Genomic DNA, 17,931 nt, shown 5'->3' on the forward strand with positions numbered 1-17,931 from the left:
CGGCGTACGCCGACATCCCATTCCCGCCTCGGGCACGGCCATGGTGTCGGCGAGCCGGATTACGCTGACCGGATGAGCATGGGCATGCGCGGCCGACCGGCGGGGTCCCGGCTGGTCGACCCGAAGGTGCAGAAGGCCGAGAACGCGGCCGCGCCGAAAATCGCCGATCTCGGCACACGCATCGTCTCGCTCTTCAAGCCCTACCGGGGCAAGCTCGCGCTCACAGGCGTCATGGTCATCGTCAGCGCCGCCCTGGGCGTGGTGCCCGCCCTGATCATCGAGCGCATCTTCGACGATGCGCTGTTCCCGTCGGCGGGCGGCCCGCAGCTGCCGCTGCTGGTCGAGCTCGTCATCCTCATGATCGTGCTCTTCGTGGCCTCGTCGGGCATCAACATCGTCCAGACATACCTCACCGCGTCGGTCGGCAACCGCGTCACCGGCGATCTGCGGCTGCGCCTCTTCGCCCACCTGCAGCGCATGGATCTCGCGTTCTTCACCCGCACGAAGACCGGCGTCATCCAGTCGCGCCTCCAGAACGACGTGGGCGGCGTCGCGGGCGTCCTCACATCGACCATGACGAGCATCCTCGGCAACCTCGTCACCGTGGTCGCCTCGCTGGTGGCCATGATCCTCATCGACTGGCGGCTGACGATCATCGCCGTCATCATGCTGCCCATCCTCGCGCTCGTGCAGCGCCGCGTCGGCATCGTCCGGGCGCGCATCGCGGGGGAGACGCAGGAGTCGCTGTCGGAGCTCACGGCCATCACGCAGGAGACCCTGAGCGTGTCGGGCATCTTGCTGTCGAAGTCGTTCAACCGGCAGCGCACCGAGGAGGCCAGGTACGAGACCGAGACCGCCAATCAGGTGCGCCTGCAGGTGCGCCAGACGATGAGCGGACAGTGGTTCTTCGGCGTCGTCGGCGTGCTCATGTCCTCCGTGCCGGCGATCATCTACCTCGTCGCCGGGTTCCTCATCACCGGCGGCAGCGCAGACATCACGGCGGGTGTCATCGTGGCCTTCACGACGGTGCAGGCGCGGCTGCTGTTCCCCCTGATGGCGCTCATGCGCGTCGCGCTCGACCTGCAGACCTCCCGCGCGCTGTTCGCCCGCATCTTCGAGTACCTCGACCTCGTGCCCGCCATCCAGGACGCGCCCGGCGCGATCACCGCGGCGGAGGCGCCCGGACCGCTTGGCAGCGTCGAGTTCCGCGACGTCACCTTCCGCTATCCCGATGCCGCCGCCGACTCCCGCCCGACCCTCGGAGGGGTGTCCTTCCACGTGCAGCCGGGGCAGCACGTGGCCTTCGTCGGCCCGTCCGGTGCGGGCAAGACGACGATCCTGTACCTCACACCGCGCATGTACGAGGCCTCCAGCGGCTCGGTGATGTTCGCGGGGCAGGACGTCCGCACGCTCCAGCACGCGTCGATCATCGACCACGTCGGCATCGTGTCGCAGGAGACCTACCTGTTCCACGCCTCGATCGGCGACAACCTGCGCTACGCCAAGCCCGAGGCGACGCAGGAGGAAATCGAGGCGGCCTGCCGCGCCGCCAATATCTATCACGTGATCGTCGGCTTCGAGCAGGGCTACGACACGATCGTCGGTGAGCGCGGCTACCGGCTGTCCGGCGGCGAGAAGCAGCGGATCGCCATCGCCCGCGTGCTGCTCAAGGACCCCGCGGTGCTGCTTCTGGACGAGGCGACGTCCGCGCTCGACACGGTCTCGGAGCGCGTCGTGCAGGAGGCTCTGGATGCCGCGGCCCGCGGCCGCACGACGCTCTCCATCGCCCATCGCCTGTCGACGGTCATCAACGCCGACGTCATCCACGTCGTCGACGGCGGACGCATCGTGGAGTCGGGCACGCACGTCTCGCTCATGGAGGAGAACGGGCTGTACGCGGAGCTCGCCGCCCAGCAGCTCGCGGCGTCGCGCATCCTCGACATCGAGGAGGACGAGGTGCCGGCCGACCACGAGGGTCGCCGCGCCGACCGTCCTCCCGCGGATCCGGCCCCGGCCCCCGCCGATACGACCACCGCGTTGACCGGCCCCGTCCCGGTGGACGAGCGCTCGTGGCCGCACCTGGGCACGCTCTCCGGTCCGCGCTGATCCCGCGGTCCGCCGGCCGCGGCTGTCGCGGCGGCCGTGTCTGTCGCCGAAGGCAGGGAGGGCGCTGCGGCTACCAGAGCAGGGCGGCGGAGATCTCCGGAGACGGCGAGGTCGCAGCATCCCGATCCCGGAGGTCACGGACGAAGGCGCCCAGCGCGCGCCGGTAGGCGTCGTCGGGGTGGCCGGCGGCGATGCGCACGAGAGGCGGCACGTCCATCGCGAGGATGAGACGCACGCGCGCGTCGACCGCGGCGTCATGTCCGGCACCCTCGAGCACGTCGATGCCGGCGGACATCGCCTCGAGGTAGTCGCGCAGCACAGGCAGCGCCGCCTGCCGCTGCGTGATGGAGCTGCCGTCGGCACGCTCCCGCCACTCCACGATCGCGTCGGGCAGGACGTCGAAGGCCCGGGCGCGCACGTACATCTGCTGCGCGACGATCTGGTCCTCGTAGAGCTTGCCCTCGGGGAAGCGCAGGCCGCTGCGGATCCAGAAGTCGGAGCGGCTCACCTTCGACCACGCGACGATGTTGCCGGATGCCGCGGGGTGCTCCCGAAGCGTGGTGCCGGTGCGCGCGGGGTCCGTCGAGGCGGCCACCCACGGCTGCACCGCCCCGGGCGTGTATCTGCCGCCCGCGCCCGGGCGCAGGCGGACGTAGGCGCCGAGGGCGAAGTCGCTGCCGCTCGCGGCGAGGGTCGCGACCATGTGCTCCAGCGCCGTCGGAGCCATGCGGTCATCGGCGTCGAGAAAGGCGACGTACGGGGTGTCCACCAGGTCGAGTCCGGCGTTGCGGGCCGCACCGAGCCCGCGGCGCTCCGCCAGCCGGACAACGCGGAAGCGGGGATCCTCCACCGCCGCGGCGGCGAAGACGGCCGCCGTCGCGTCGGTCGAGGCGTCGTCGACGAGGACGGCCGTCCACTCCCGCAGCGTCTGCGAACGGAGCGAATCCAGGGCCTCCGGGGCGTACCCCGCCACGTCGAAGCCGGGCACGACGACGGTGACCAGCGGCGGGGGGCTCACCCGCCCGATCCTACGGCGGCCACCGACGCGGCCACCGCGTCGGCGACGGGTGCGAGGGTGTCGCGGCGGCCGTGCGGGAACGTGAAGCGCACGGCGGTCAGGGCGACGTCCGGGGACACGCCCAGGGCGACCAGGACGTGCGACGGCTCGTCGCTGCCGGCTGCGCACGCGGAGCCGCTGGAGGACACGACCCCGCGCCGCTCCAACTCGAGGAGCACGGCCTCGCCGCTGGTGCCCGCGAAGGTGAAGCTCGCCGTCGCGGGCAGGCGGTTCACGGGATCGCCGGTCAGCCGGGCCGAGGGCACTGACGCGAGCACCCGCGCCACGAACTCGTCCCGCAGGGCGCTGAGTGCCGCGGCCTCGCCGTCGCGCTCCCGCTCGGCGAGCTCCAGCGCCGTCGCGAGCCCGACGGCCCCGGCGACGTCCTCCGTCCCGCTCCGCCGGCCGCGCTCCTGTCCGCCGCCGTGCAGCAGCGGCTCCAGCGGGATCCGCCCGCGCACGGCGAGCAGGCCCGTGCCCTTCGGCGCGCCGAGCTTGTGCCCCGCGAGCGAGAGGGCGTCGGCGCCGCGGGAGCCGCGATCCAGCGGCAGCCAGCCGGCGGCCTGCACGGCATCGAGATGCAGCGGGATGCCGCGGCCCCGCGTCACGGCGACGAGGGCCGCCGCATCCTGGACCGTGCCCACCTCGTTGTTCGCGTAGCCGATCGAGACGAGGGCGGTGTCGTCGCGGAGCGCGCCGGCGAGGTCGTCGGGAGACAGGCGTCCGCGCGCGTCGACGGGGACGAGCGTCCGCTCGAACCCGTGCACGCGCACGAGGTGGTCGACCGACTCGAGGATCGACTCGTGTTCGATCGGGCTCGTCACGATGTGCCGCGCCCCGCGCTGCAGCAGGGCGGCGACCGCGATGCCCTTCACCGCGAGGTTGTTGGCCTCGGTGCCGCCGGAGGTGAAGACGATGTCGGAGGAGCGCATCCCGAGCACGCGCGCGACGCGCGCACGGGCGTCGGAGAGCGCGGCCGCGGCGTCTTCGCCGACCGTGTGATGACTGGACGGATTGCCGAAGCGGTGGGTGAGGAACGGCAGCATCGCCCCGAGCACCTCGGGGCGCACCGCGGTGGTCGCGGCGTTGTCCAGGTAGAGCACGTCTCAGACCCCGGGGTCCTCGATGCGGATGTCGAGACCCAGGTCGAGGGCGCGTGCGGAGTGGGTGAGCGCCCCGACCGAGATGACGTCCACGCCGGTCTCCGCGATCGCCCGGGCGGTCTCGAGGCTGACGCCGCCGGAGGCCTCCACCGTCGCGCGTCCGGCGACCTGGGCGACCCCGGTGCGCAGGTCGTCGAGCGAGAAGTTGTCGAGCATGATCGTGCCGATGCGGGCGGCCAGCACCGCCTCGATCTGGTCGAGCCGGTCGACCTCCACCTCGACGTGCGTGGTGTGCGGCAGGCGAGCGATCGCCTCGCGCAGCGCGTCCGTGACCGAGAGTCCGCCCTGCGTGAGCACGGCGAGGTGGTTGTCCTTGGCCATCACGGCGTCTGACAGCGAGTGGCGGTGGTTGCGCCCGCCGCCGTCGAGCACGGCCTGCCGCTCGAACGCGCGGAGCCCCGGCGTGGTCTTCCGGGTGTCGGCGATGCGCGTGCCGGTGCCCGCCACCTCCGCGACGTAGCGCGCAGTCAGGGTCGCGATGCCCGACATGCGCTGCGCGAAGTTCAGCCCGATGCGCTCGGCGGTCAGCACGGCGCGGGCGGGACCCGACACGGTGGCGAGCAAGGTCCCCGCCTCGAAGGCGGTGCCGTCGGCGACGGCGAGCTCGACCCGCACGCCGGGATCGGTCAGCCGGAACGCGGTGGCGAACACCTCGCCGCCGCTGAAGACGCCGGGCTCGCGCGCGACCAGATCGGCGGCGGCGACGGCGGTGGCCGGGATGAGCGTCTCGCTGGTCAGGTCGCCCCAGGGGGCGTCCTCCTCCAGCGCCGCGGCCACGGTGCGCTCGAGCACGGCGCGCGTCAGCATGCGATCGCCTCCGTGGCGAGCGGCTCCGACGACCGCTCGATGACCGGCGTGATCGACGGCGAGCCGGAGGCCGCGGCATCCGTCGTCAGGGAAGGCGCCTCGAGCGCGTCACTGCGGTAGTGCGCGCCCACCGACTCCGTGCGGCGCAGCGCGGCGTCGACGAGGTGCGCGGCGACGAGCAGGAGGTTCTCGTCCTCGAAGTCGCGTTCGGACACGGGATGCCGCGGCTCCGCCCGCCACCGGGCGAGCTGCCGCGCGGCGCGCTGCAGGCCCTGCGCGTCGCGCACGAGTCCCGCGTCGGCCCACAGAAGCTCCTGCAGCGCGGCGCGTGAGAAGGGCGCCCGCTCACCCGTCGCGTCCGTTTGGTTCGCGGAGGCGGTGGCGCGCGGCTGCGACAGGGAAGCAGGAAGGGGGGTGTCGAGGGGGAGGGCGGGAGCGGAGTGCACGGTCGGCACGGGCCACGAGCCGGATGCCGCGTCCTGGGCGATCGCGTCGCCGGCGCGGGCGCCGAACACGGCGCCTTCCAGCAGCGAGTTCGAGGCGAGCCGGTTGGCGCCGTGAACGCCCGTGCGCGCGGCCTCGCCGACGGCGTAGAGCCCCGGGAGGGAGGCACGGCCCCACAGGTCGGTGGTGATGCCGCCCATCAGGTAGTGCGCCGCCGGTGTCACCGGCAGCGGCGTCACCGCCCAGTCGTAGCCGCGCTCGTGCGCGGCGGCGTCGATCGTCGGGAACCGGCGGGCGAGGAACGCGCGGCGCTCGGCGAGGTCGGGCCGGAGTCCGGTGGTGTCGAGCACGACGGGCCGGCCGCCCTGCTCGGACATGCGCCGGGCGATCGCGCGCGCCACGACGTCGCGCGGGGCGAGCTCGGCGTCGGGGTGCACGTCGAGCATGAATCGCCGCCCGGTCTCGTCGCGCAGCAGCGCACCCTCCCCGCGGACGGCCTCCGACACGAGGAACGCGTCCTCCGGGGCGTCGTCGCCGGCGGTACCGGCGCGGGTCTCGAGCACGGTCGGGTGGAACTGGAAGAACTCGAGGTCGCGCACGTCGGCGCCGGCGCGCAGGGCCGCCGCGATGCCGTCACCGGTCGCGACGGGCGGGTTCGTGGTGTGGGCGTAGAGACGTCCGGCGCCCCCCGTGGCGATGACGACCGCGTCGGCGTCGAGGCGCTCGGTGCGCCCGTGGACGGCCCCGGGCCCGTCGGGCCCGGCGGCGACGTCGCCGACGAGCAGCTCCGCCCCGCGCACCCGGCCCTCCTCCACGATCAGGTCGAGGAGGAAGGCGTGCTCGATCACGCGCACGTCGGACGCGCGCAGCCGCGCGACGAGCGCCAGCTCGATGGCGGTGCCCGTGGCATCCCCTCCGGCGTGCAGGATGCGCGGGTAGGAGTGGGCCGCCTCGAGGCCCTTCACCCAGGTGCCGTCGGCGGCCCGGTCGAAGGCGACGCCGAGCTCGACGAGTTCGCGGATGCGCGTCGGGCCCTCGTCGACGAGCACGCGGACCGCGTCGAGGTCGGACAGTCCGGCGCCGGCGACGAGGGTGTCGTGGATGTGGGCGGCCGCGGAGTCGTCGTCGAACATGACGCCCGCGATGCCGCCCTGCGCGTAGCGCGTGTTGGCGTGCTCGAGCACGTCCTTCGTGACGAGGGTGACGCGGCACCCCGCCTCGACGGCGTGGAGGGCGGTGGTGAGGCCGGCGATGCCGCTGCCGACGACGAGCACGTCGGCGGGGGTGCCGGGCCTTCGGGCTCTCTGCGCCCGCTCGCCGACCGATGCGGTCACGAGGCGTTCTCCCACGCGGCGGCGGGCGCTGCCGGAGGCTTGGCCGCCAGCATCCGCTCGAGGGCGACGCGGGCGGGGTCGGCCACGTCGGCGGGGACCGTGATGCGGTTGTGCACCTGGCCGTCGACGAGACCCTCGAGCACCCAGGCCAGGTAGCCGGGGTGGATGCGGTACATCGTCGAGCAGGGGCAGACCACCGGGTCGAGGCAGAAGATCGTGTGCTGCGGGTGCTCGGCGGCGAGGCGCTGCACGAGGTTGACCTCCGTGCCGACGGCGAAGACGGTGGGCTCGGTCGCGGCGGCGATGGCCTTGCGGATGTAGTCCGTCGACCCCGCCTCGTCGGCGGCGTCGACGACGGCCATCGGGCACTCGGGGTGCACGATGACCCGCACCCCGGGGTGCGCGTCACGTGCGGCCGCGATCTGGTCGACCGTGAAGCGGCGGTGCACCGAGCAGAAGCCGTGCCAGAGGATCACGCGGGCGTCCTCGAGCTGCTCCGCGGTCGATCCGCCGAGCGGACGGCGCGGGTTCCACATCGGCATCTCCTCGACGGGCACGCCCATCGCCTTCGCCGTGTTGCGCCCGAGGTGCTGGTCGGGGAAGAACAGCACGCGGCGTCCGCGGGCGAAGGCCCACTCCAGCACCGTGCGCGCGTTGGACGACGTGCAGACGATGCCGCCGTGTCGTCCGACGAAGCCCTTGATCGCCGCCGAGGAGTTCATGTAGGTGACCGGGATCACGGGCACGAGGCCGTCCGCGTCGACCGCCTCGAGGTCGCCGTAGACGTCTTCGAGCTGCTCCCAGCACTCCTCGACCTGATCGATGTCGGCCATGTCGGCCATCGAGCAGCCGGCGGCGAGGTTGGGCAGGATGACGGCCTGGTCGGCGCCGGAGAGCAGGTCGGCGGTCTCGGCCATGAAGTGCACGCCGCAGAAGACGATCGCCTCGGCCTCCGGGCGCGACGCGGCGGCGTTCGCGAGCTGGAACGAGTCGCCGACGTAGTCCGCGTGGCGCACGACCTCCTCGCGCTGGTAGAAGTGCCCGAGCACCACGACACGATCGCCGAGGGTGGCCTTCGCCGCGCGGATGCGGGCGTCGAGCTCCTCCTCCGACGCGTCGCGGTAGGCCTGCGGCAGCTCGCCCTGGCGCGGCGCGCCGACCGGGATGACATCGCCCATCGACGAGCCCGGACCGTACCCGGGTCGATCGTCGAAGGCCCACGGGCCGGCGGCCAGGTCGGTGTTGCACGTCTCGGCGGTCGAGGAGCCCGCGACGATCGAGCGGATCTCGTGGTCGACCGATGGGTCGAGGGGCGCGGCGGCGGCGGGGGCGATGGTGGTCATGAGTGCTTCTCTCGGTGGTGCGCTCAGTGCGGGTCGTTCGGGCGAGGGTCAGTGCGAGGTGGTGAGGGGCCCGCGCTCGGCGAGCTCGAGGTCGCGGTCGTAGCGGTAGAGCCGCGCGGGCCGGTGGCTGCCGGTGCGGAAGCGGTCGGTCGGGATGAGGGTGCCGGAGGCCTCCGCCTGCCGCCGGAAGTTGGCCGGGTCCAGGCGGCGACGGAGGATCGACTCGTACACCTCGCGCAGCTCGGCGAGGGTGAACTCGTCGGCGAGGAGGCCGTGGGCGATGCGGCTGTAGCCGGCCTTGTTGCGCAGTCGCCAGAGGGCGTACTGCACGATCTGCGTGTGGTCGAAGGCGAGCTCCGTGCACGACTCCGCCTCGAACCATGCGGTGTTCTCGGGCGCGGCCACGACGTCCACCTCATCGGGGCGGATGAGCGCCCAGTAGACGATCGACACCACCCGGGTGGGGGAGCGGTCGACCTCTCCGAAGGCGTACAGCTGCTCGAGGTAGCTCGGCGCGAGTCCCGTGGTCTCCTGCAGGGTGCGGGATGCCGCGGCATCCAGGCTCTCGGAGACGTCCAGCCATCCGCCGGGCAGCGCCCACATGCCGGCGAACGGATCACGCGTCCGCGTGACCAGGGGCAGCACGACGGACGGACGGTCGGCTCCGGGCTCGCGACGGAGGCTGAAGATCACGGTGGAGACCGCGACGCGCGTGGCGTCGTCCGCGGACGGCGCACGCTGAGCTGGAGCCGTGTCGATCGCGGTTCGGGTCATCATGACTTTTACCTCCGCGCAGGAGCTTAGTGTCAGTTCGACCTGAAGGGCAAGACCGTGCCGACGACACGCTTCGCCCGCCGCGCGCGACGCGCCGGAGTGACACAGGAACACTCCGTACGCTGGCTCGCGGAGGTCCTCGTGCTCATCATCGACGTCGTGCTGCTCGTCGTGCTCGTGCTGTCGTTCGCCGTCGGCATCCAGCGCGGTCTCGTGGCGAGCCTGGGCGCGCTGGTGGGCCTCATCGCGGGGGCCGTCGCCGCCTTCTGGCTGATGCCGGTCGTCAACGACGCCTGGCCGTGGCAGGAGTGGCGTCCGCTGGTCGTCGTGGTGGTCGGCGTGCTGCTGCTCGTGCTCGGCGCGTCCATCGGCGGCGTGGTGGGGGCGCTCCTGCGCCGCGGCGTCGACAGGATCAAGCTCAAGTGGATCGACCGGGCGCTCGGCGGGGTGATCAGCGCCGTCGTGGCGGCGCTCGTGCTGTCGCTCATCGGGTCGAGCGTGGCCGTCACCGGCACCCCCGTGCTGTCGGCGTCGGTGGCGTCGTCCCGCGTGCTGATGGCGATCGAGCAGGCGACGCCCCCGCCCGTCACGGCGGCGCTCGCGCAGCTGCGGGCCGCGGTGCTCGACGAGACCATCCCGAGGCTCGGGTCGATCCTCAGTGACGAGACGGCGCCCACGGCGCCTCCCGTCGCGCTCGACCAGTCCGACCTCAGCCAGGCCGCGGCATCCGTCGCCCGCGTCTCGGGCACGGCGTTCGCCTGCGGACGCAGCCTCACCGGCAGCGGCTTCGTCATCGCCCCGGGGCGGGTGCTCACCAACGCGCACGTGCTGGCCGGCGTGACGACCCCCGTCGTCGAGCTGCCCGGACTTCCCGCCCGCGACGGCACGATCGTCTACTTCGACCCGGTGGACGACCTGGCCGTCGTCGCCGTCGACGGGCTCGAGGCGCAGCCGCTGAGCGTGGTCGACACGCTCGCCCCCGGCTCCCAGGCGGTCGTGCAGGGCTACCCGTTTGGCGGGCCGTTCACGAGCGTGAACGCCTCCGTGCTCTCGGTCGGAGTCGTGCCCGTGCCCGACGTCTACGACACCGTGTCGGCGCCGCGCGAGATCTACGCGCTCGCCGCCGTCGTGCAGCCGGGCAACTCGGGCGGACCGCTGCTGACGCCCACCGGCGCGGTCGCCGGCGTGGTCTTCGCGCGCTCGCAGGACGACGCCGACCGCGGCTACGCCATGACGCCGGCCGAGTTCACGGCCGTGGTCGCGGAGGCACCGGCGCTGCAGGCGCCGGTGCCGACGGGGGAGTGCACGTCCTGAGGCGCCCGGCGCGAGCGCACTGCTAGAGTGACCGCACAATCGCATATCGGCCCCATGATCGATGCGGGAGAGCCTCGGCGCGTGACGCCGGGCACCGAAGGAGCAAGCCTCCCCGCCAATCTCTCAGGTACTCGTACCGCCTCGATCGGGCCACTCTGAAAAGCGATGGCGTCCACCCGTCATCCGCCGACGGTGAAACTCGTCTCCTCGAGGAGCGAGGAATCTCTCAGGCCCATGACAGAGGGGGAGTTCTCAGGCACCGTCCGGTGCCGCCCCGCCCCGTACCGGGAGAACTCATGACAGACCCCCGCCCCACCCCGCGCACGACGTCGCTGCGCGATCGACACGAGGCGCTCGGTGCGTCCTTCACCGACTTCGGCGGCTGGGAGATGCCCGTCCGCTACACGTCCGACCTTGCCGAGCACCACGCTGTGCGCCGCGCGGCGGGACTCTTCGACATCTCTCACATGGCGGAGTTCGAGGTCGACGGCCCCGACGCGGGCGCGTTCCTCGACTACGCCCTCGCCGGCCGTCTATCCGACATCGCCGACGACCGTGCCAAGTACTCGCTCGTCCTCGATGAGCGCGGCGGCATCATCGATGACGTCATCGTCTACCGTCGCGGCCCGCACAGCTTCCTGGTCGTGGCGAACGCGGGCAATCGCGACGCCGTCGGCGCGGCGCTCCGCCGGCGCGCGGGGGGACGCGACGTCGACGTCGTCGACCACACCGACGCCGTGGCGCTCATCGCCGTGCAGGGCCCTATCGCCGCAGAGGTGCTGGCCGCGGCATCCGAGATCTCCGATCACACGACCCCACTGGCCGAGCTCCGCTACTACCGCATGAGCCACGCCCGTTTCACGCCCGAGGGCGGCGCGTCCGTCGACATCGACCTGGGCCGCACCGGCTACACGGGCGAGGACGGATTCGAGGTCTTCGTGCCGTGGGACCATGCGCCCGCGCTCTGGGACGCGCTGCTGCGCGGCGGCGAGCCCCTCGGTCTGGTCCCCGCCGGCCTCGCCGCCCGCGACACCCTCCGGCTCGAGGCGGGTATGCCGCTCTACGGACACGAGCTGGGCCTGGATGTGCTGCCTGCGCAGGCGGGACTCGCCCGCGCGGTCGCCGCCGACAAGGACGCGTTCGTCGGCAAGGACGCCGCCACCGTGCCCCTCGCGGACGATGCTCCCGTGCTCGTCGGGCTCGTGTCGGAGGGGCGGCGCGCCGGCCGCGCCGGGTACGAGGTCTTCGACGGCGACGAACGCGTCGGCGTCATCACCAGCGGCGCGCTCAGCCCCACCCTCGGTCATCCGATCGCGATGGCCTCCGTCTCCCCGGGCGTCGCCGCGCCCGGCACCGCTCTGACCATCGATGTGCGCGGCACGCGGATCCCCGCGACCGTGACCGCTCTGCCCTTCTACAAGAGGAACGCGAAATGACCGATCTCACCGCCCTGTCCTACACGTCCGACCACGAGTGGATCTCGTTCGACGGCGACATCGCCACGGTCGGCATCACCGACTACGCCGCGGAGAAGCTCGGTGACGTCGTCTTCGTCGACCTGCCCGACGCCGGCTCGAGCGTCGGCGGCGCGACCGTCGTCGGCGAGATCGAGTCGACCAAGTCGGTGGGCGAGCTCTACGCGCCGCTCAGCGGCGAGGTCGTCGAGGCGAACCAGGACGTCGTGGACGACCCCTCGCTCATCAACTCCGACCCGTTCGGCGCCGGCTGGCTGATCAAGCTGCGCGTCGACGCCGCCTCGGCCGAGGGCCTCCTCGATCGCGACGCCTACCTCGCTCTCACGGGCGGCGAGGCGTGAGCGGCGCCGCACCCGTGCCTCCGACCGTCGCCGGCTTCACCGCGCGTCACATCGGGACGGATGCCGCAGCCCAGGCCGCCATGCTCGCCGCGGTCGGCTACGCCAGCGTCGACGAGCTCGTGAAGGCCGCCGTGCCGGCATCCATCCACGTCGCCCCCCGCGCCACGAGCGACATCCCCGCGGCGGCCACGGAGGCCGAGGCGCTGGCCGAGCTGCGCGAGCTCGCCTCGCAGAACCGCACGGCCCGCCCGATGATCGGGCTGGGCTACTACGACACCTTCACCCCGTCGGTCATCGCCCGCAATGTGCTCGAGAACCCGTCCTGGTACACGGCCTACACGCCGTACCAGCCCGAGATCTCGCAGGGCCGGCTCGAGGCGCTCATCAACTTCCAGACGATGGTCACCGACCTCACCGGACTCGCCACCGCGAACGCGTCGATGCTCGACGAGTCGACCGCGGTCGTCGAGGGGATGCTGGTGGCCCGCCGCGCCTCGAAGTCGCGGTCGGACGTCTTCCTCGTGGACGCCGACGCCCTCCCGCAGACCCGCGCCCTGCTCGAGCACCGCGCCGCGGCGCTGGGCATCGAGCTCCGGACCATCGATTTCGCGGCCTCCCCGGTCGCCGAGCGGGCGGAGGGGGAAGAGACGGCCGCCTCCCTGCCCGACGCCTTCGGCGCCTTCGTCCAGTACCCGGGCGCCTCCGGTCGCGTCTGGGACCCGTCCGACGTCGTCGCCGCGGTGCACGCCGCGGGCGGTCTCGTCGTCGCGGCCGCCGACCTCCTCGCCCTCACGCTGCTGCGCTCGCCCGGCTCCTTCGGCGCCGACGTCGCGGTGGGCACGACGCAGCGCTTCGGCGTGCCCCTCGGCTTCGGCGGACCGCACGCCGGCTACATGGCCGTGCGCGCCGGACTCGAGCGGCAGCTCCCGGGCCGCCTCGTCGGCGTCTCGCAGGACGCCGTCGGCCACCCCGCCTACCGCCTGTCGCTTCAGACGCGCGAGCAGCACATCCGGCGGGAGAAGGCGACGTCCAACATCTGCACCGCGCAGGTGCTGCTGGCCGTGATGGCCGCGATGTACGCCGTCTACCACGGGCCCGACGGCCTGCGCGCGATCGCCGAGGACGTCGCGACCAAGACCGAGGCCCTCGCCGTGCAGCTCCGCGGCTACGGCCTCACGCTGGTCTCCGATGCGTTCTTCGACACGCTGCGGGTGCACGTCCCCGGCACCGCGGACCGCGTGATCGAGCGCGCGCGCTCCCTCGGCTACCAGCTGCTCCGCGTGGACGACGCCACGGTCGGCGTCTCCGTCGACGAGACCAGCACCGCCGCCGACCTGGCCGCCGTCGCGACGGCCTTCGGTCTGCCCGACGACGGTGCACCGGTGGATCTCGCGCGAGCGGTGCCCCTGGCATCCGTCCCCTCCGGTCTCCACCGTCAGGACGAGTACCTGCAGCACCCCGTCTTCCACCTGCACCGCAGCGAGACGGCGATGATGCGCTATCTGAAGGCGCTGGCCGACCGCGACTACGCGCTCGACCGGGGCATGATACCTCTCGGCTCGTGCACGATGAAGCTCAACGCCGCCACCGAGATGGCGGCCGTGTCGTGGCCGGAGTTCTCGCGCGTGCACCCGTTCGCCCCGGCGGACGACGTGGTCGGGTACCTCGCCATGATCGAGCAGCTCGAGACGTGGCTCGCGGAGGTCACGGGCTACGCCACCGTCTCGCTTCAGCCGAACGCGGGCTCGCAGGGGGAGCTCGCCGGGCTGCTGGCGATCCGCGGGTACCACCGCGCGAACGGCGACCTCGAGCGCACCGTCTGCCTCATCCCGTCGTCGGCGCACGGGACGAACGCGGCCTCGGCCGTGCTCGCGGGCATGAAGGTCGTCGTGGTGGCGTGCGACGAGGCCGGCAACGTCGACCTCGACGACCTGCGAGCGAAGATCGCCGCGCACGCCGACACTCTTGCAGCGCTCATGATCACCTACCCGTCCACGCACGGCGTGTACGAGCACGACGTGCTCGAGATCACCCAGGCCGTGCACGACGCGGGCGGGCAGGTCTACGTCGACGGCGCGAACCTGAACGCGCTGCTGGGCTACGCGCGCTTCGGCGACCTCGGCGGCGACGTGTCGCACCTCAACCTGCACAAGACGTTCGCCATCCCGCATGGAGGCGGCGGACCCGGCGTCGGTCCGGTGGCGGCCAAGGCGCACCTCGCGCCGCACCTGCCGTCGCACCCGTTCGCGCAGCGCGACGACCACGCCGGCGGCTACACGTTCGAGGGCGGCGCGATCTCGGCGGCGCCGTACGGCTCGGCCGGCATCCTGCCCATCTCGTGGGCGTACGTGCGCATGATGGGCGGAGACGGGCTGAGGGATGCCACGGCCGCCGCCGTGCTGTCGGCGAACTACGTCGCGGCGCGCCTCCGCCGCCACTTCCCCGTGCTGTACACCGGAGAGTCGGGGCTCGTGGCGCACGAGTGCATCCTCGATCTGCGTCCGCTGCGCGATGAGACGGGTGTGACCGTCGACGACGTGGCCAAGCGCCTCATCGACTACGGCTTCCACGCGCCGACGATGTCGTTCCCCGTCGCGGGCACGCTCATGGTGGAGCCCACCGAGTCGGAGGACCTCGCCGAGCTCGACCGCTTCGTCGAGGCCATGATCGCGATCAAGGCCGAGGCCATCGCGGTGGGCGCGGGCGAGTGGCCCGCCGACGACAATCCGCTCGTGAACGCGCCGCACACCGCCGAGGCGGTCGTGGTCGAGGAGTGGGACCACCCCTACTCCCGCGAGACCGCGGTCTACCCGGTGCGCGCGCTCATCCGCACGAAGTACTGGCCGCCGGTGCGGCGCATCGATCAGGCCTACGGCGACCGCAACCTGGTGTGCGCCTGCCCGCCGATCGAGGCCTTCGCCTGAGCTCGGGCCCGGCGCGTCGCTCGACCCACCCGGACAATACGGCGGGTCCGGCACGCGGCGCGCCGGTCTGCCCGGCCCCCGCCGCGGCGTGTCGAGGCGCACACCCGCGAGAATGTCCGGAGACGAGGGGATGCTGCGACCCGGCCAGGTCGGCCGACCCAGCCGACTCTGCCCGACCGACCTATCAGCTCGGGGTGGGCGTGGGCCTTCCGGTGGGAACGGGCACGGGGCCGAACAGCCCCGGCCACAGCCCGACCGCCAGGGGATAGCCGACGAAGGCGATGATGTCGATGAGCGTGTGGGCGACGACGAGCGGCATGACGCGCCCCCAGCGGCGGTAGCACCAGCCGAAGACCACGCCCATGACGAAGTTGCCGATGATCGGACCGACGCCCTGATAGGCGTGGTACGCCGCTCGGAGTGCGGCGGTGGACACGATGATCGTCCACCATCCCCACCCCTGCCGCCGCAGCCGGTCGAAGAGGTAGCCGATGAAGATGACCTCTTCGGTCAGCCCCGCGCGCAGGGCGGAGAGCACCAGGAGCGGCACCGTCCACCAGGCGGATTCGAGTGCCGAGGCCTGCACCTGCACCGTAATGCCGAGCGCGCGGCCGACGGCGTACAGACCCAGACCGGGGACGCCGATGACGGCGAGGAGCAGGATGCCGCGCCCCGCGTCTCCGCCGAACCTCCGGAAGTCCAGTCCGATCCGCCGGAGCGCGCTCTTCCCGGGCTCCCAGAGCAGATAGATCACCAGGGCGACGAGGGCGAGGTCGAAGAAGACGGCCAGCGTCCGGTAGAGGACGTCCCAGAGCGCGGCGGAATCCTGCGTCGGGTTCAGCTGCGTGGTCTGCTGCCCGAGGGGAGCGGGCGCCAGCAGTCTGCGCACCAGCGTGAGCACCGAATAGAGCGCGGACTGTCCGACCGTGACGGCGAGCACCAGGCCGATCTCCCACCAGCGGCGCGTGCGGGCAGCCTGTCCCCAGGAGGCGTCGACCGCGGCATCCTGCCCCGCATCTGCGGGTCGATCGAGCGACATGTTGTCAGATTGCCACATCAGTGTGAATTCGAGTTAAGGGTTTGTAACGTTTTCGCCGATCGTTTTGACCATCGCGAACCGTTTACCTAGTGTTCTCGTATCCGCGCCCCAGCATGCTTTGGCATTGCTGTGTGCGCATCATCCCTGCACAGGAGGATTCCTTGAAGCGCAACAAACTCGCCCTCATGGGCGCAGCGCTGCTCGCAGCCGGGAGCATCGCTCTCGCCGGCTGCGCGGGCGGCGGCGGCAGCAGCACTCCCAGCTCCGCGACCGGCGCCAGCACCGCCGTCATCACCACCAACGGCTCCGAGCCCCAGAACCCGCTGATCCCCACCAACACCAACGAGGTGGGCGGCGGAAAGATCCTCGACTCGATCTTCGCCGGCCTGGTGTACTACGACGCCGACGGCAAGCCGGTCAACGACATGGCGGAGTCGATCACCACCGACGACCCGCAGAACCTGACGGTCAAGATCAAGCAGGGCCAGAAGTTCACCGACGGCACCGAGGTCAAGGCCGACAACTTCATCAAGGCGTGGAACTACGGCGCGCTGCTGTCGAACGAGCAGCTCAACAGCTACTTCTTCGAGGACATCGAGGGCTTCAGCTACGACGAGGACTCCGAGCTCACCGGGCTCAAGAAGGTCGACGACTACACCTTCACGATCGCGCTGACCAAGCCCGCGTCCGACTTCGCGCTCCGCCTCGGGTACTCGGCCTTCTTCCCGCTCCCCGACTCGGCCTTCGACGACATGGCCGCCTTCGGCGAGAACCCGATCGGCAACGGACCCTACAAGCTCGCCAGCGACAGCGCGTGGCAGCACAACGTGCAGATCGACCTGGTCAAGAACGACGACTACCAGGGCGGGCGCACCGTGCAGAACGGCGGTCTGACGATCGTCTTCTACGCCTCGCAGGACGCGGCCTACGCCGACCTCCTCGGCGGCAACGTCGACGTGATCGACGGCGTTCCGCCGTCGGCGCTGGCGACCTTCGAGTCGGACCTGGGTGACCGTGCGGTCAACCAGCCCGCGGCCGTCTTCCAGTCCTTCACCATCCCCGAGCGCCTCGCGCACTTCTCGGGCGACGAGGGCAAGCTGCGCCGCCAGGCGCTGTCGATGGCCATCAACCGCGACGAGATCACCCAGACGATCTTCCAGGGCACCCGCACCCCCGCCAGCGACTTCACCTCCCCGGTGATCGCGGGCTGGTCGGACTCCCTCGAGGGCGCCGACGTGCTCAAGTACAACCCCGACGAGGCGAAGAAGCTGTGGGCCGAGGCCGACGCCATCTCGCCGTGGTCGGGCACGTTCCAGATCGCGTACAACGCCGACGGCGGACACCAGACGTGGGTCGACGCGGTGACCAACTCGATCAAGAACACGCTGGGCATCGACGCGTCGGGCAACCCCTACCCGACGTTCAAGGAGGCGCGCAGCGCCATCACCGACCGCAGCATCCAGACGGCGTTCCGCACCGGCTGGCAGGCGGACTACCCGGGTCTGTACAACTTCCTCGGGCCGCTCTACGCGACGGACGCCTCGTCCAACGACGGTGACTACTCCAGCGCCGACTTCGACAAGCTCCTCTCCGACGGCATCTCGGCCACCGACGCCGACACCGCCAACGGCGACTTCCAGAAGGCTCAGGAGGTCCTGCTGAAGGACCTGCCCGCCACGCCGCTCTGGTACTCGAACGTGACCGGTGGTTACGGCGAGAACGTCCAGAACGTCAAGTTCGGCTGGAACTCGGTGCCGCTCTACTACGAGATCACCAAGTCCGAGTAACACCTGCTCCATCCGCGAGGCGG

13 protein-coding genes and 2 riboswitches are annotated in these 17,931 nt (G+C 71.9%); of the genes, 6 read left to right on the forward strand and 7 right to left on the reverse strand.

What is annotated here, in order from left to right; genetic code table 11:
- Positions 1–78 precede the first annotated feature (78 nt).
- A complete protein-coding gene (locus tag ABC304_RS11420; protein ID WP_412932919.1) occupies positions 79–2,106 on the forward strand; it encodes an ABC transporter ATP-binding protein in 2,028 nt (675 codons plus the stop codon).
- A gap of 70 nt (positions 2,107–2,176) precedes the next feature.
- On the opposite strand, the gene ABC304_RS11425 is transcribed toward ABC304_RS11420, so the two are convergent.
- The 6 genes from ABC304_RS11425 to ABC304_RS11450 are packed head-to-tail and all read right to left on the reverse strand — an operon-like array spanning position 2,177 to position 9,028.
- The gene (locus ABC304_RS11425; RefSeq protein WP_412930763.1) at positions 2,177–3,124 is read right to left on the reverse strand and encodes a glycosyltransferase family 2 protein; all 948 of its coding nucleotides are present in this window, start codon (positions 3,122–3,124) and stop codon (positions 2,177–2,179) included.
- Entirely contained in the window at positions 3,121–4,266 is a 1,146-nt protein-coding gene (locus ABC304_RS11430; RefSeq protein ID WP_412930765.1) for a cysteine desulfurase family protein, read from the reverse strand. Before ABC304_RS11430 ends, ABC304_RS11425 begins: the two co-directional genes overlap by 4 nt.
- Positions 4,267–4,269: 3 nt before the next feature.
- A complete protein-coding gene (gene nadC, locus ABC304_RS11435; RefSeq protein ID WP_412930766.1) occupies positions 4,270–5,133 on the reverse strand; it encodes a carboxylating nicotinate-nucleotide diphosphorylase in 864 nt (287 codons plus the stop codon).
- On the reverse strand, positions 5,127–6,911 hold the full coding sequence (nadB, locus tag ABC304_RS11440; RefSeq protein ID WP_412930768.1) for an L-aspartate oxidase: 1,785 nt from the start codon (positions 6,909–6,911) through the stop codon (positions 5,127–5,129). Before nadB ends, nadC begins: the two co-directional genes overlap by 7 nt.
- On the reverse strand, positions 6,908–8,254 hold the full coding sequence (nadA, locus tag ABC304_RS11445) for a quinolinate synthase NadA (RefSeq protein ID WP_412930769.1): 1,347 nt from the start codon (positions 8,252–8,254) through the stop codon (positions 6,908–6,910). Before nadA ends, nadB begins: the two co-directional genes overlap by 4 nt.
- A gap of 48 nt (positions 8,255–8,302) precedes the next feature.
- On the reverse strand, positions 8,303–9,028 hold the full coding sequence (locus tag ABC304_RS11450; RefSeq protein ID WP_412932921.1) for an NUDIX hydrolase: 726 nt from the start codon (positions 9,026–9,028) through the stop codon (positions 8,303–8,305).
- A gap of 57 nt (positions 9,029–9,085) precedes the next feature.
- Here ABC304_RS11450 and ABC304_RS11455 point away from each other — a divergent pair, with 57 nt between their 5' ends.
- The 4 genes from ABC304_RS11455 (at position 9,086) to gcvP (ending at position 15,082) form a co-directional block, all read left to right on the forward strand.
- A complete protein-coding gene (locus ABC304_RS11455) occupies positions 9,086–10,342 on the forward strand; it encodes a MarP family serine protease (RefSeq protein ID WP_412930771.1) in 1,257 nt (418 codons plus the stop codon).
- A 54-nt stretch (positions 10,343–10,396) separates the two neighbouring features.
- Positions 10,397–10,491, forward strand: a riboswitch (glycine riboswitch).
- Positions 10,492–10,593: riboswitch (glycine riboswitch) on the forward strand.
- Between the two features lie 45 nt (positions 10,594–10,638).
- Entirely contained in the window at positions 10,639–11,778 is a 1,140-nt protein-coding gene (gene gcvT / locus ABC304_RS11460) for a glycine cleavage system aminomethyltransferase GcvT (RefSeq protein WP_412930773.1), read from the forward strand.
- Positions 11,775–12,158: a glycine cleavage system protein GcvH gene (gcvH, locus tag ABC304_RS11465; RefSeq protein WP_412930775.1), complete on the forward strand. Its 384-nt coding sequence runs from the start codon at positions 11,775–11,777 to the stop codon at positions 12,156–12,158. Before gcvT ends, gcvH begins: the two co-directional genes overlap by 4 nt.
- An 80-nt stretch (positions 12,159–12,238) precedes the next feature.
- Positions 12,239–15,082, forward strand: coding sequence for an aminomethyl-transferring glycine dehydrogenase (gcvP, locus tag ABC304_RS11470; RefSeq protein ID WP_412932923.1), 2,844 nt, complete (start codon positions 12,239–12,241; stop codon positions 15,080–15,082).
- Positions 15,083–15,266: 184 nt separating this feature from the next.
- On the opposite strand, the gene ABC304_RS11475 is transcribed toward gcvP, so the two are convergent.
- Entirely contained in the window at positions 15,267–16,139 is an 873-nt protein-coding gene (locus ABC304_RS11475) for a CPBP family intramembrane glutamic endopeptidase (protein ID WP_412930777.1), read from the reverse strand.
- 143 nt (positions 16,140–16,282) lie between these two features.
- Here ABC304_RS11475 and ABC304_RS11480 point away from each other — a divergent pair, with 143 nt between their 5' ends.
- Entirely contained in the window at positions 16,283–17,908 is a 1,626-nt protein-coding gene (locus ABC304_RS11480) for a peptide ABC transporter substrate-binding protein (RefSeq protein WP_412930778.1), read from the forward strand.
- Positions 17,909–17,931 lie beyond the last annotated feature (23 nt).

The organism is Microbacterium jepli (assembly GCF_047237905.1).
Lineage (GTDB): Bacteria > Actinomycetota > Actinomycetes > Actinomycetales > Microbacteriaceae > Microbacterium.

Coding starts and splice junctions, on each gene's coding strand:
- ABC304_RS11420 (WP_412932919.1), top strand. CDS start 79: ATGGGCATGCGCGGCCGACCGGCGGGGTCCCGGCTGGTCGACCCGAAG.
- nadC (WP_412930766.1), bottom strand. CDS start 5,133: ATGCTGACGCGCGCCGTGCTCGAGCGCACCGTGGCCGCGGCGCTGGAG.
- nadA (WP_412930769.1), bottom strand. CDS start 8,254: ATGACCACCATCGCCCCCGCCGCCGCCGCGCCCCTCGACCCATCGGTC.
- ABC304_RS11450 (WP_412932921.1), bottom strand. CDS start 9,028: ATGACCCGAACCGCGATCGACACGGCTCCAGCTCAGCGTGCGCCGTCC.
- gcvT (WP_412930773.1), top strand. CDS start 10,639: ATGACAGACCCCCGCCCCACCCCGCGCACGACGTCGCTGCGCGATCGA.
- gcvH (WP_412930775.1), top strand. CDS start 11,775: ATGACCGATCTCACCGCCCTGTCCTACACGTCCGACCACGAGTGGATC.
- gcvP (WP_412932923.1), top strand. CDS start 12,239: ATGCTCGCCGCGGTCGGCTACGCCAGCGTCGACGAGCTCGTGAAGGCC.
- ABC304_RS11475 (WP_412930777.1), bottom strand. CDS start 16,139: ATGTGGCAATCTGACAACATGTCGCTCGATCGACCCGCAGATGCGGGG.